The sequence below is a fragment of the Streptomyces sp. NPDC057474 genome (assembly GCF_042802555.1).
Classification (GTDB): Bacteria; Actinomycetota; Actinomycetes; order Streptomycetales; family Streptomycetaceae; genus Streptomyces.
This window is the reverse complement of the sequence record NZ_JBHVDX010000003.1, coordinates 12711-26857: the sequence shown is the minus strand read 5'-3', so window position 1 is coordinate 26857 and position 14147 is coordinate 12711. Positions and strand designations below refer to the sequence as shown.

Here is a 14147-nt window from a genome sequence, read left to right as displayed (position 1 = left end):
GCGGCTACGCCGCCGCCCACTTCGGCCCGAGGGCCGCCAGCGCCTGGAGCATGTCGGCGGTGAGCTTCGCGCGCCTCGACTTCATGTCGACAGGAACACCCTGAGGCCCCCCTACGGCCCCATGGCAAACGATGCCACGACCCCGCCGTTACACAGGTGCCGGCTGCGGCTCCTCCAACACCTCGGCGACCTTCCGCGCCAACTCCGCCACGTGCGGCGGAAGGTAGCTGTCCAGGGCCTCGACGTCGTCGCACAGCCGGGCACTCAGCCCGTGCAGACTGGAGACCCTGGTCCGCAGGCGGCTCAAGGCACTGCAGTACCGGCACAGCATCCTCGGCGGGTTTCTCGCCGGGACCGGCCTCGCTCTCGATAGACCGGACGGACCCTAATACGCCGAAGTCAGTAAGCTGCTCGGCGGTCGGCGCCACCCAGGCATGCCAGCCAACCTCCGGAAGCCATTGGCGGCCGTGGCCGCGGGCCTCGATTGCGCACCAGCGGCACCCCCCCGGGCCACAGCGTGTTCAGACCTGGCAGAACGCGATAACGACATCACATCCTCCTCCCCCACTGCTTATCTTGCCTCCTGCCACTGACAATCACCCTGCGAGCGGGGCCGGGCAATCGAGGAAACGTTTCCCTCGCCTGTCACGATGTCACCCCAAACAAGACCGTTTATCTGGAAAACCACCCGCATCTACTACCGCTGTGGTTACGGTCTGTGCTCATGAGGATCCTGCACACCTCGGACTGGCACCTGGGCCGCCAGCTGTACCGATTCCCGCTGCTCGCTGAGCAACGCGCCTTCCTGGAGCATCTGCTGGACACGGTGCGGCGAGAACACGTCGAGGCTGTCGCCGTCGCGGGCGACGTCTTCGACCGCGCCATCCCACCGCTGGACGCGATAGACCTGTTCAAATGGGTCCTCGAAGAACTCGCCGCCCTTCGGGTCCCGCTCGTCATGATCAGCGGCAACCACGACTCCCCCCGCCGACTGGGGGTCAACGCCCGTCTGATCGAGCCCGCCGGGATCCATCTGCGCACCGGCGTAGAGGACTGCGCCCGTCCGGTCGTCCTGCAGGACAACCACGGACCCGTGGCCTTCTACGGCCTTCCCTACCTCGAACCCGGCCTCGTCCACGCCCACTTCGGCGCAGAAGGCGCCAGCCATCATGCGGTACTCAGCGCGGCCATGGACCAGGTCCGGGCCGACCTGGCAGCCCAGCCTTCCGGCACCCGATCAGTGGTCCTCGCCCACGCGTTCGTCACCGGCGCGGACACCAGCGAAAGCGAGCGCGACATCACCGCCGGCGGCGTTCCCTCCGTCTCCGCCTCAGTCTTCACCGGGGTGGACTACGTGGCGCTGGGGCACCTGCACCGCTGCCAGAAGATCAGCGAGCGCATCCGCTACAGCGGATCCCCGCTGGCCTACTCCTTTTCTGAAGCAGAGCACCCCAAGGCCATGTGGCTGGTCGACCTGGGCGCCGACGCCGCCATCACGGCACGCAAGATCCTCTGCCCTGTCCCGCGCCGCCTGCGCCAGATGACCGGCACCCTGCAGGACCTGCTGACCAGCCCCGAGTACACCGAGTACGAGACGTGCTGGCTGCACATCACTCTCACCGATCCGGGCCGGCCGCATATGGCCATGGAGCGCCTGCAGCAACGCTTCCCCCACGCTTTGAAGTTGAGCTTCTCTCACGAGCGTCAGCCCGGGGGCGAGTCCTACCGCTCCCGTGTTCAGGGCCGCACCGACCACGAGATCACCCTGGGTTTCCTCCACCACGTCAGCGGTATCCCGGCCACCCGCGCGGAGCAGGACTTGCTGCACGAGGGACTGGAAAGCGTCCGCACCCAAGCCGCCGCGCGAGAGGCCAGCTGATGTATCTCCACCGTTTGACCGTCCAGGCATTCGGCCCGTTCGCCCGCACCGAAGACGTCGACTTCGATGCCCTGACCAGCGCGGGCCTGTTCCTGCTGCGCGGCGACACCGGCGCGGGGAAGACCAGCATTCTGGACGCCGTCTGCTTCGCCCTCTACGGCACCGTGCCCGGCATCCGCCCGACCCACCGGCTGCGCAGCGACCATGCCCCCGTAGACGCACGCACCAGGGTCGTCCTCGAGTTCACCGCAGCCGGACGCCGCCTGAGGATCACACGGACGCCCAAGCAGACCTATCCCAGCGCACGTGCCAAAACCGGCACCGCCACCGCCGAAGCCACCGTCCAACTGCACGAACAGACCGGCACCGCGGACGGCTCCGCCGCCTGGGAGCCGGTCAGCGCCAGACACGAAGACGCCAGCCGAGAGATCGAGGCGGCGCTGGGACTGTCCAAAGAACAGTTCTGCCAGGTCGTCCTCCTGCCGCAGGGAGACTTCGCGAAATTCCTACGGGCCGACGCCAAAGACCGCGCCACCCTGTTGCGCAGGCTCTTTGACACCAGCCGTTTCCAAGAACTGCAGACCTGGCTCACCACGCGCAGCAAGACCACGAAAAAAGACCTCGACGAAGTCGCCACAGCAGTACAGCAGCTCAGCGAACGCATCGATCAAGAAGCCGGACCCGCCCTCCAGGAGGCCGACACCGCCTCGAACCGGCTCGTCCGCCCCGACGCCGAGCACCCCACCGCCGCTCACTCCTGGGCCCAGGACCTGCTCACCCGCGCCCACGCTGCCCAGACCGCCGCCCTGACAGACGAGGAGCGCAGCGACGAAGCCCACCAGAGGGCCAAGCAGGACCACCGGCGCGCCGCCGACCTCGACACCCACCAGCGCCAGCACAGCCAAGCCCTCGTAAAGCGCGCAGCCCTCGACCAGAAAGCCGCCGATCACCCCCGACTGCGCGAACTGCTCGAGAGAGGCCAACGCGCCGAATCACTGCGCCCTTTGCTGGATGGCCTTGAACGCAGCGCACTCGCACTCCGAAAGGCCCAGACCGCAGAAGACACCGCCCGCACGCTGCTGTCAGCCGCCCACACTCACGCCGAGATTCCTCAGCTGCAGCTGGCCCTCGAACAGCACCACGCCGAGCGAGGCCGCCTCCAAGGTCTTCTGCCGGACGAGGAACGCCACACCCAACTCGGCGCCCAGATGAGCGAGCTGAACAAGAAGGAAGAGCAGGCGCAAGCCGACCAAGACGAGGCCGCACAGTGGCTGGAGGAATGGCCCGCCCTGCAGACCGAGCACACCGGCCGCGTGGAGGCCATGGCCAAGGCAGCCGACCAGATCCCCCAACTCGAGCGAGACATCCAGGCCCTGGACACACAGCTCACAGCAGCCCGCACGCGCGACAGTCTCGCCGCCCGGCTGGCCACAGCCGATGAGACCGAGACCAAACGTGAAGCGGAGGCCTTGCACGCCAAGAAGGACTGGCTCGACCTGCGCGAACGCCGCCTGGACGGCATGGCCGGTGAACTGGCCGCCGAACTCACGGACGGAGAAGCATGCTCGGTGTGCGGCTCAGCCGTCCACCCAGCCCCGGCCCAGCTGCGGCCAGACCAGCCCACGCGCGAAGACGAGGAGAAGGCCCGCACTGTCCACGAACGGGCCGAGGCCACGCACAGCCAGGCCAGCCGCGCCCGCAGCGACCTCGCCGAGCAGCACGCACAGGCGCTCGGAACAGCCGGATCAACCCCGCCCGACCAACTTGAGCTCCAACTTCAGGCCGCTCGCACAGCCCACCAGACCGCCTGCGACCAGGCCGGCGAACTGCCCTCCGCCCAGGAAGAACTGGCCCGGCTCCAACACGAGTGCGACACCCGCGCCCACCAGAGCCAGGAGGCCAAGGACCGCCTGACCGAATGCAGGACACGCCACAAAGCCCTGGCACAGCAGCAGCACACCATCGCCCTCGCCCTGGATGCCGCACGCGGCACCGCCACCACTCTGGGCGACTGCATGACCGAGCTCACCCGTGCCGCAGAACACCTCACAGCCGCCATCGACGCCGCGCAAACCACAGCCACCGCAGCCGACCGCCACCGCGACGCCCTCACCACCGCCGACGATGCAGCCCAGGACGCAGGATTCCCCACACGCGAAAAAGCCGCCGCCGCACTGCAACCCGCCGCACTCCTGCAACAGTGGCGCGAGGAACTCCAGCAGTGGGACAAGGACAACGCCATTGTCACCGACACCTTGAACACGCCCCACCTGCTCGAGGCCAGCGCCCAGCCACCTGCAGACCCGCAAGCCGCCAGCGACGCGCTCCTGCAAGCCGAAACACGCATGAAGAACACCGCAGGCGCATCCCAGCAAGCCCGAGACCGCTTCGCCGCCCTGACCGCACTCGTCGCCGATCTTGAAACCCGCCTGGCCGAACTCGAACCCCTGCAGGCCCGCTGCGCCCTGGCCGACCGCGTGGCAGGCATCGCCTCGGCCACTACCGCGGCCAACACACTCAGCATGGAACTGGAGGCGTACGTCCTAGCCGCCCGCCTCGAAGAGATCGCCGACGCAGCCAACATCCGGCTGCAGGCCATGACCTCGGACCGCTACCTCCTCGTGCACAGCGACGAGAAGGACGCCGGCCGACGCGGCCGTCTCAAGGCAGGACTGGGCCTACGGATCCTGGACAACTGGACTGGTACGGAACGCGAGACCTCCACCCTGTCCGGCGGCGAAACCTTCACCGCGTCTCTCGCCCTGGCCCTCGGTCTGGCCGACGTGGTCACCCAGGAAGCCAGCGGCCGCCCCTTGGGAACCCTGTTCATCGACGAAGGCTTCGGCAGCCTCGACGAGCAGAACCTGCAGGATGTGATGGACGTCCTCGACCAGCTGCGCGCCGGTAACCGGGCGGTCGGGATCGTCAGCCACGTCGCCGAACTCGGACGCCGCATCCCCAGCCAGCTCAGCGTGATGAAACACCGCAACGGCTCCACACTGCGGCCGTTGGTCTCCACCGACCTATGACCCTGGCCGCCCATGCCGCACCGGGCTCGTTTCCTACGGCAGCGAGCCCCTGCCGGACCTCTTCTCCCCCCCGTCCACACAGGCCTGAAGCAAGCCAACAGCTAGCCTGCGGCATCAGCGCAGAGAGGATGATGGCCGCAGAAGAGCCCGACAGACACCTCGTCACCCGCGTCCCCACGGCAGGAGAGCATGCCGAAAGCTGACATCGAACTCCGGCCCCACCAGAAGGAAGCGGTCGCCGCAGCCACCCGGACCCTGGCCCAGCACCCCCGCGCGAGCGTCATCGCGGCCTGCGGCACGGGCAAGACCCTGATCGCCGCGCGCACCACCGCCCGCGTCGCCCCACGTGGACGGGTCCTGGTACTGCTGCCGACGCTGGACCTGCTGTCGCAGACGATCCGGTCCTGGCGCCTGGCCGGCCGCAAAGGCACCGCCATTGCCGTGTGCTCCCAACGCCAGGCCCTCGACCACGAACCGCTCGGCGCCGACGTCCCCCTCACCACCGACCCGGGGGAACTTTCCGCGCTCATCACCGCTTCCCGGCCCGGCCCGGTCACCGCGTATGCCACCTACGCCTCCCTGCCCGCCGTGGTCACCGCCCACCGCGACCACCACCTGCCCCCCTGGGACCTGGTGGTCGTCGACGAGGCCCACCGCACCGCCGGCCGCCTGGGCAAGTCCTGGGCCGCCGTCCACCACGACGACCAGGTCCCCGCCGACCGCCGCCTCTACCTGACCGCCACCCCCCGCGTCTGGGACCCCGACGACAGCCAGGACGAAGACGCAGACACGGTGGCCTCCATGGACGACGAAAACCTCTTCGGCCCCGTCGCCTACCGGCTCACCCTCTCCGACGCCATCGACCTCGGACTGCTCGCCGACTACCAGATCCTCGTCCCCGTCGTCACCGACGAAGACCTGCGCGACTGGCTCGCCACCGGACCCGGCGCCGGCGTCGACGGACTGCGCCTGGCTGGCCGCCAGGTCGCTGCCCTGCGCGCCATCCACGACCACAAACTGCGCCGCGTCCTCACCTTCCACCACCGTGTCGCCGACGCCCGCGCCTTCGCCACCACCCTCAACGACACCGCCGCCACGCTCCCCGCCCACCTGCGGCCCGAAAGCCTGTGGGCAGACTGGATCAGCGGCCGCCACGCCCCTCAGGTCCGTCGCCGCCTGCTGCTCGAGTTCGCCTCCCACACCACCCCCGACACCCCGGCCGTATTGTCCAACGCCCGTGTGCTGGGGGAGGGCATCGACGTGCCCGCCATCGACGCCGTCGTCTTCGCCGACCCCAAGAACAGCCCCGTCGACACCGTCCAGGCCGTCGGCCGCGCCCTGCGCCAGCAACCCGGCGCCGGCAAGAAGGCCACCCTCGTCGTCCCCGTCTACCTCACCCCCGAGGAAGACCCCGACGACCTCCTCGGCGCCGACGCCTACACCCCCCTGTGGCGCACCATCCAGGCCCTGCGTGCCCACGACAACCGCCTCGAGGCACGCCTTGCCGACCCTCGCACGCACCGCCCCACCATGCCCACCGAAGACCCCGAGGCCTGGCTCCACTTCGACCGGCCCGCCCAGGCGGAAGAAGTCGCCCTCGCCCTGTCCCTGCGGGTCCTGGCGCCCAAGAGCGCCGAATGGCGCAGCGGCCTGAAAGCCGCCCGCCGCTACCACCGCACCCACCACCACCTCGACGTCCCTCAGGCCTACGAGGACCCCGCCGGCTCCCCGCTGGGCCGCTGGCTCACCTGGCAACGCCACCTGCACACCACCGGCACCCTCGACCCGGCGCGCGGCCAAGCGCTCGAACGCCTCGGCATCATCTGGAACCCCCGCCAGCAGGCGTTCGAACGAGGCCTCGCCCATGCCACCGCATACGCCGCCAGCCACGGCCACCTCGCCGCCCCCGTCGACGAGATCCACGACGGCTTCCCTCTCGGCCGCTGGCTGGCCAGCCAACGCACCCGCGCCCGCAACCTCACCCCGCAGCGAATGTCCGCCCTCACCGCTCTGGACCAGTGGTGGAATCCCCCCTGGCCGACAACCTGGCAGCGTGCCTATCACGCCGCCCGCCTCGGACTTGAGCAGGCCGAGAACGCCGCGCGAGCGGGGGAGTGGCTCAAGGCCCAGCGCACCCAGGCCGACCGTCTTCACCCCGGACAGCACCAGCTCCTCAAGGAACTCGGCAGCGGCCTGCCGCAAACCACGGACGTCTCGCCAGACGGCACCCGGATGCCGGTACGCGAGCGTGCCTTCCAGCGCGGACTGGCCGCAGCACGGGCCTTCCACGAACGGGAAGGGCACCTCGACGTTCCCCAGCGCCACATCGAGAACCTTGGGGACGAGCCCGTACGTCTGGGGCAGTGGCTGAGCAACCTGCGTCGACGCCGTTCCCGCCTCAGCCCGCAGCGCCAGGCGCTGCTCACCGAACTCGGCCTGTAACCGCCACCACCCCCCGGGCCGGCCCCTTCTCTGGGAATCCGCCGACAAAGGTTCTCGGGCGAAGCGGAGACCGCCGGGCTCGTGCCGCGCCCTGCAGCCACCGGCTCGAGCACGGCATCATGGAGGACATCTCTGGCCCAGCTGCCCGCATGACGGCCCTGGAGCAAGCGAGATCCCGCAACTCCGAGAAGAGCGCCGCGCCGTGACGGCGTGTGCCGCCCCGTCCCTTACTGTCCGCATGTGGCGAGGACACTACGGTTGGCGGTCGCTCAGAGCACCGTTCCACAGGACCCGACTGATCCGCAGAACCTGCGCACGAGCGGAGCGGAGATCCGCAGCCTGATGCGCGCAGCGAGCCAGGTCGGTGCCCGGCTGGTGCAGTTCCCGGAAGGAGCGATCACCTACCCCAGTAAGAGGACGTCTCATTTGGCTCGGTCGGTAGTCTGCGTTCGTGGACATCGTGGAGCGTCTGGTGCCGGATGAGTTGTGGGAGTTGTTCGAGCGGGTGGTGCCGCCCGCTCCGACGCGGCCTCAGGGCGGTGGTCGGCGGCGGTACGGGGATCGTGAGGTGCTGGCCGCGATCGTGTTCGTGGCCACGTCAGGGTGCACCTGGAAGCAGCTGCCGCCGTCGTTCGGCCCGTCGGGGCCGACCGCGCACCGTCGGTTCGGCGAGTGGAGCCGGGCCCGGGTCTGGGCCAAGCTGCACCGCCTGGTCCTGGACGAACTCGGCGCCCGCGGGGACCTGGACTGGTCGAGGTGCGCGATCGACTCCGTGAATATGCGGGCACTGAAAGGGGGGATCTGACAGGTCCGAATCCTGTCGACCGGGGCAAGAAAGGCTCGAAGATCCACCTGATCACGGAGCGGACCGGTTTACCCCTCTCCGTCGGTATCTCCGGCGCCAACCTGCACGACAGCCAGGCGCTGGAGCCACTCGTGCGCGGGATCCCGCCGATCCGCTCCCGCCGCGGCCCACGCCGACGTAAGCCCGCCAAGCTGCACGCCGACAAGGGCTACGACTACGACCACTTGCGCCGATGGCTGCGCAAGCGCGGCATCACCCACCGCATCGCATGCAAGGGCATCGAATCCTCCACACGGCTGGGCCGCCACCGCTGGACGATCGAGCGCACCATGGCCTGGCTCGCAGGCTGCCGTCGGCTCCACCGCCGCTACGAGCGCAAGGCCGAACACTTCCTGGCCTTCACCGCCATCGCCTGCACCCTCATTTGCTACCGCCGACTCACCAAATGAGACGACGTCTAAATACGTGATGTCCTCCGCAGGCCCTGACACCGTCGCTGAATCGGACTGGACCGGGTCCCCTGGAACATCCTGCGTCAGGAAGGCGAGAAGATCGCCGCCCTTGCCGGTGAACTCGGGCTGTGGGCAGCGTTCGGCTCGATCCATCCCCTCACTGCGCCGAACCGGCCGCACAACAGCCTCTACGTGGTCTCCGACACCGGACAGCTCGTCACCCGCTACGACAAGCGACTGCTGTCACACACCGAGGCCACCTACATGTACACGCCGGGGACCGCCCCCACTGTTTTCGAGATCGACGGCATCCGCTTCGGTGTGGCGCTGTGCATCGAGGCGCACTTTCCCGAACTGTTCGCAGAGTACGAACTCCTGGACATCAACTGCCTCCTGCTGTCGGTGATGGTCGACGACCCCATGCGAGCCGTCATCGCCCAGGCCTACGCCGCTCTGTACGGCTACTGGATCGGCTACGCCATCCCCGCCCAGTACAGCGCCACCGTGCCCTCGGGGATCGTGGCGCCCGGAGGGCGGTGGCTCGCGCGCTGCCCAGACGACAACCGCCCCGCTCTGGCCGTCACAGACATCGAACTCGACGCAACCGACCAGGACATCCACGTGGCACTGCGCTACGCCCGCCCCTGGCGCCGCAAAACGCGAGTGAGCCTGACTGAACCCGCGCCGACCCACGGTGATATCCGCAGCGACACGAAGACCGCCTTCTGACGAAGCCGCTTCGTCCCACTGCTCCGGCTCTTCCTCCGCCCCGTTCGCCAAGCGCGATTCATGCTCCTCAATTCCGTTCACTCCTACGATCGCGGGGTCACCCGGCTCGGACAGAACGGCCGGGGCGCGCGGTTCCGCGCCCCGGCCGCACGGCCGCATGGGACCGCGATCAGCGTCTGAGGGCCAGGGCCACCTCCTGTTCCTGCCCGCTTTGGTCCACTTTCCGCAGTATCACGGCAGCAGCTCCCGGAAATGGCCGATTCCGCCTTCGTACGTGTGGATACACGGCTTGTCGTGCCACCGGCGCGGCAGCCGACTGCGTAGAGGTCGCAGGTGACTGGACTGCCTGATCAAACGGCAATCCTGCTGGCCCGCAGCAGACGTGCCAGACGACAGTGCCCCCAGTCCCGGACAGGGCTCCAGGGAGGTAAATATCTTGCAGGACCCGCGCTGTGTGGCCTGAACTCACCCTGAAGTAAGGGCTGTTGAGTGCATTCGGCTGATCGACTGTCAGTGCTGGGCTCCAACATGACTGCGATAGGGAAACCCGCCGTCAGCTGGAGGACCACATGCCCTTGTCCGCCCGTACGTGCGCTCCGACGGAACGCCAGTACGCGGACACTCCCGATGGGCGCCGGGCGCGCGCCGGGAGATGACCATCTTCGCCGCCTTCGGCCTGGCCGTGCTCGGCATCGGCAACGCCTCAACGTCAACCGAAGCGGACAGCACGCCGCCCGAACCGCCTGTGACCTATCCGATTCTCTTCGAGCACTCCACCAACAGCGCACCGAAGACAGCCGTGCCGCGGCCGACGGTGTCGTACCCGGTCAAGTTCGACATGCCCGCGTTGCGGCGGGCGGCGCCCACGCCGAGCGTGTCGTATCCGATCGACCTCTCCGCCCTGGCCGGTGAGCGATGACGCGGCGCCCGCCGGCCCGGCGGCGGCCCGCACGGCGGCCCAGCCGTCGGCGCAGGCAGCAGCAGGAAACGCAGTTCGTCGTCCTGTGCGTGGTCGTGGTGGCGGCCGTCGGTCTGGTGGTGACGGTGGTCAACTGGCTGCTCGCGCACTGGTGGGTGTTGCTTGTCGCGGCCGTCGTCGCTGTTCTGGGCGGCATCGCCTGGTGGCAGCAGCGGGCGCAACGCGAGCAGTGGAGGCAGATCCAGGCGCGCGCTTTGCGCTACGGGCTGGCACAGATGGACGGCTTGTCCCACCGGCAGTTCGAATACGCTATCCGGGACCTGATGCGCCGGGACGGCTGTGCCGACGCCGTTCAGGTCGGCGGCCAGGGAGACCTGGGTGCGGACGTGAAGGCGACCGATCCGCAGGGGCGGCGGTGGGTGATCCAGTGCAAGCATCGCCGCCACGGTGAGCGGGGCGCCGCCGTGGGCACCCCGGAACTGCAGGTGCTCAACGGAACGGGGCGCCCGGTCCACAAGGCGGATGTCGTGGTGATGGTGACCAACGGCAGGATCACCCAGCCCGGCCGTACCTTCGCCCGTCAGCAACGGCTGCACCTCGTCGACCGTCAGCTGCTCGGTTCCTGGGCTGCGGGTTCGCGCCCGCTGTGGGAACTGCTCTCTGCGCTCCCCCCGCCCCGCCGGCCGTCCTCACTGTCATAGCGCCTTCCTGCGGCCTTGGTGGAGCCTGCCACGGTGGGGCGGCAAGTGGACTCACCGTGTGACTTACCGCCCTTGCGGAGATCGTTGAGGCGGCCGGGTTGTCGCCACCTGGGTGCAGCAGCTCACTATGGACGCTGACCTTGAGGCCCTCGATTGCCGCGCTCGGCCAGCTGCGCGCCGCGAACTGGCCGACCCCGGAGGACCCGGACGGCAGCGACGACGAGGAACAGGCCGGCCGCGCGCGAGCCTCGCCGAGCACCTGCACGACGAGGTCGGATGGGCTGCGGCAGTGTGCCGAGCGGATCGACCACCTGGAGGCCAAGCCGTACCAGCCATCCACCATGCACGAAAGGTAGGGCGGGTCTTCAGACAGGGAAGTGCGAAACGCGGTTGCAGTGTGAAGGTGGCTGACGGGCTGCCTTTCGAAGACGTGGCTCGGCGTGACGCTAAAGATCCCAAGGCAGTAGGGCGGCTCACAGGGGTCCGTAACCGATGCCCCCGGTCCTCGCAGCCGATCTGCTGCGTCGGCTGCCTCCCGCCACGCCCGGGCTCCGGGTTCCTCATGCCACAGGCCCATACCCTGCCTCCTCCTACCGTGCCGCGCCGGTGGCCCAACGTCGGCTTCCTCTTCTAGACCCCTCGCGGAGCCAGGGCAGCAAACACGCCGTGCCGTTCACACGGACAGCCGGGAGTACAGGACAGGGCGCTGCTTCTCGAGGACACCGGCGAGCAGCAGCCAGCCGTGTGCCGGTCATGCTGGCGGAGGAGGCCAGCGGAGAGCGGAAGTTGCTGAGGAGGCGGACCCAAGGCGCGGCGAGGTGATCCATTCCTCAGCGATCCGTAGCTTCAGTACCACACGCGTTCGGCCCCCTCGACAGGCGTCGAGGGGGCCGAACCTTTGTAGCGGGGACAGGATTTGAACCTGCGACCTCTGGGTTATGAGCCCAGCGAGCTACCGAGCTGCTCCACCCCGCGTCGGTACGCCCAGCCTACGCCATACGGGTGGGCCCAGCGCTGATTTACAGGGCCAGGGCGTCGGAAAGAGGTGCGCACGAGGCTACGGCAAGGGATTCGAACCCTCGGGGCACCGGAGACCGGCGCACTGGCGGGTGCGTTGTGCAGCCCACCCGGTCTCGCTCCAGCCATGCGCCTTCAGGAGGGCGGGGCGTTGCGTTCCAGGGCGCCGGTCGTCGCAGTGGTGGTGACATACGGCCAACGAACCGTGGCCCCCACGTCGCGTTCTCGTCAGCGTGCGCCGGTCGTTCACTCTGCTGGGCCCCGGCCCGGTCAACGGAGTGCTCCCTGCTTTCCCTGGCCGGGCCCGCAGACGGTGGTGACGGATTCAAGGGCGGCCGAGGGCGCGGAAGGTCCAGCCGGCTTCGCGCCAGAGGGCGGGGTTGAGGGTGCCGCGGCCGTCGATGACCTTCAGGACTGCGGCGCGGGCGGCGAGGCGGTGTGGATCGACGTGGGAGTAGTGCGGCCACTCGGTGAGGTGCAGGAGTAGGTCGGTGTCCTGGACGGCGGCGATGGGGTCGTCGACGTAGTCGAGTTCGGGGTGGAGCTTGCGGGCGTTGTCGAGGGCTTGGGGGTCGGTGACGGTGACGGTGGCGCCGAGTTCGTGGAGCTTCTGCGCGACGGCGAGGGCGGGCGAGTCACGGATGTCGTCGGTGTCGGGCTTGAAGGCGGCGCCCCAGACGGTGATCCGCTTGCCGCTGAGGTTGCCGCTGACCTGTTCGCGGGCGAGGTCGACCATGCGCTCGCGGCGCCGGTTGTTGATCGCGTCCACCTCGCGGAGGATCGTCAGGGCCTGGCCGGCGCCGAGTTCGCCGGCGCGGGCCATGAACCCGCGGATGTCCTTGGGCAGGCAGCCGCCGCCGAAGCCGAGGCCGGGACGCATCCCGCGCCGGCCGATCCGTGTGTCGTGGCCGAGGATGTCGGCGAGCCGGCCGACGTCGGCGCCGGATGCCTCGCAGACCTCGGCGATGGCGTTGATGAAGGAGATCTTCGTGGCGAGAAAGGCGTTCGCGGAGGCTTTGGCGAGTTCGGCGGTGGCCCAGTCGGTGACGATCGTCGGCGTCCCCGCCTTGATGATCTTCTCGAAGCACTGCCGCAGCACCGTCTCGGCCCGGGAGTGCTCGGTGGCGAAGCCGAGGACGAGGCGGTCGGGACGGAGGGTGTCCTCGACGGCGAACGACTCGCGCAGGAACTCCGGGTTCCAGGCGACCTCGACAGCGTCCCCGGCGGGCGCGTATGCGTGCAGGAGATCACGGACGCGGGGTGCGGTGCCGACCGGGACGGTCGACTTCACCGCGATGACCGCCGGGTGTTTGAGGCGGGGGGCGAGCTGGCGGACGGCGGTGAACAGGTGGGTGAGGTCGTAGGCGTGCTCGCCGGGCTGCTGCGGGGTGCCTACGCCGATGAAGTGCAGATCGCCGAAGGCGGCGGCCTCGGCGTAGGAGGCGGTGAACCGCAGCCGGCCGCTCTTGGTGTGCTTGGTGAGGAGGTCGTCGAGGCCGCGTTCGAAGAACGGGGCCTTGCCGGAGCCCAGGGCGGTGACCTTGTCGATGTCGCAGTCCATGCCGAGGACTTCGTGGCCGAGTTCGGCCATGCAGGCCGCGTGGGTGGCGCCGAGGTAGCCGCAGCCGACGACGGTGAGCTTCATGACGGGGTTCCCTTTTGTGAGGTGAGGGGCCGCCGACAGCCCCTCACCTTTGCTCCGCCTCCGAAGGGCGGGGTGCTCAGGCGGGCCGGGCGGCCAGATAGCGGTTGATCCCGTCCCGGATGAACGGCGGGATCGTGCGGAATTCGAGGTCCTCGGGGGCGAGGAACTGGAGCTTGACGCCCTCCGCGAGGGGCAGGGCGCTCTCGTCGCCGTCCCAGGAGGCGGCGAAGAACGTGATCAGCTGTCCGGAGCCGTGCTCGTCGTGGATCTCGAAGAGCTCGGTCAGGCCGTCGACGGTCAGGCCGGCTTCTTCGTCGAGTTCGCGGACGATCGTCTCGCGCGGTTCCTCGCCGGGGTCGCAGCCGCCGCCGAGCACGCTCCAGTGGTCCGGCCAGGCGATGCCGGGTAGATCGTCACGGAGGTGGAGGAGGAGTTCGCCGCGGCGGTTGGCGATGATCGCGACCGCTCCGCGGGCGGTGGCCGTGTGCTCGGCGGTGGTGTTCTGGTGCATCCGGACACCGTAGTAAGG

At 69.1% G+C, this 14147-nt stretch carries 11 protein-coding genes and 1 tRNA gene; 8 read left to right on the top strand and 4 right to left on the bottom strand.

What is annotated here, in order from left to right; translation table 11 throughout:
* Positions 1 to 148 precede the first annotated feature (148 nt).
* Positions 149 to 307, bottom strand: a complete 159-nt coding sequence (locus ACFU53_RS01270; protein WP_383984584.1) for a hypothetical protein — start codon at positions 305 to 307, stop codon at positions 149 to 151.
* A 417-nt stretch (positions 308 to 724) separates the two neighbouring features.
* Here ACFU53_RS01270 and ACFU53_RS01265 point away from each other — a divergent pair, with 417 nt between their 5' ends.
* The 8 genes from ACFU53_RS01265 to ACFU53_RS01230 all read left to right on the top strand — a co-directional run bounded on the left by ACFU53_RS01265 (position 725) and on the right by ACFU53_RS01230 (position 11312).
* Complete coding sequence (locus ACFU53_RS01265; protein WP_383984581.1) at positions 725 to 1879, top strand: exonuclease SbcCD subunit D; 1155 nt, start codon at positions 725 to 727, stop codon at positions 1877 to 1879.
* Positions 1880 to 1893: 14 nt separating this feature from the next.
* Positions 1894 to 4908, top strand: coding sequence for an AAA family ATPase (locus ACFU53_RS01260; RefSeq protein ID WP_383984578.1), 3015 nt, complete (start codon positions 1894 to 1896; stop codon positions 4906 to 4908).
* Between the two features lie 189 nt (positions 4909 to 5097).
* Positions 5098 to 7350: a Helicase associated domain protein gene (locus tag ACFU53_RS01255; RefSeq protein WP_383984575.1), complete on the top strand. Its 2253-nt coding sequence runs from the start codon at positions 5098 to 5100 to the stop codon at positions 7348 to 7350.
* A gap of 460 nt (positions 7351 to 7810) precedes the next feature.
* A protein-coding gene (locus tag ACFU53_RS01250) for an IS5 family transposase (RefSeq protein ID WP_383984779.1) occupies positions 7811 to 8604 on the top strand; the annotation gives its coding sequence in 2 pieces (ribosomal slippage) (positions 7811 to 8143 and positions 8146 to 8604; 792 coding nt in all).
* A 51-nt stretch (positions 8605 to 8655) separates the two neighbouring features.
* Positions 8656 to 9336, top strand: coding sequence for a carbon-nitrogen hydrolase family protein (locus ACFU53_RS01245; RefSeq protein WP_383984776.1), 681 nt, complete (start codon positions 8656 to 8658; stop codon positions 9334 to 9336).
* Between the two features lie 652 nt (positions 9337 to 9988).
* A complete protein-coding gene (locus ACFU53_RS01240; protein ID WP_383984572.1) occupies positions 9989 to 10255 on the top strand; it encodes a hypothetical protein in 267 nt (88 codons plus the stop codon).
* A complete protein-coding gene (locus ACFU53_RS01235; protein ID WP_383984569.1) occupies positions 10252 to 10956 on the top strand; it encodes a restriction endonuclease in 705 nt (234 codons plus the stop codon). Before ACFU53_RS01240 ends, ACFU53_RS01235 begins: the two co-directional genes overlap by 4 nt.
* Before the next feature lie 140 nt (positions 10957 to 11096).
* On the top strand, positions 11097 to 11312 hold the full coding sequence (locus ACFU53_RS01230) for a hypothetical protein (RefSeq protein ID WP_383984565.1): 216 nt from the start codon (positions 11097 to 11099) through the stop codon (positions 11310 to 11312).
* A 545-nt stretch (positions 11313 to 11857) separates the two neighbouring features.
* Here ACFU53_RS01230 and ACFU53_RS01225 read toward each other — a convergent pair.
* The 3 genes from ACFU53_RS01225 to ACFU53_RS01215 all read right to left on the bottom strand — a co-directional run bounded on the left by ACFU53_RS01225 (position 11858) and on the right by ACFU53_RS01215 (position 14129).
* A tRNA-Met gene (locus ACFU53_RS01225) sits at positions 11858 to 11931 on the bottom strand.
* A gap of 367 nt (positions 11932 to 12298) precedes the next feature.
* The gene (locus ACFU53_RS01220; RefSeq protein WP_383984562.1) at positions 12299 to 13618 is read right to left on the bottom strand and encodes a UDP-glucose dehydrogenase family protein; all 1320 of its coding nucleotides are present in this window, start codon (positions 13616 to 13618) and stop codon (positions 12299 to 12301) included.
* A gap of 76 nt (positions 13619 to 13694) precedes the next feature.
* Positions 13695 to 14129 carry an NUDIX domain-containing protein gene (locus ACFU53_RS01215; protein WP_383984559.1) on the bottom strand — a complete coding sequence of 145 codons (435 nt, stop codon included), beginning with the start codon at positions 14127 to 14129 and terminating at the stop codon, positions 13695 to 13697.
* Positions 14130 to 14147 lie beyond the last annotated feature (18 nt).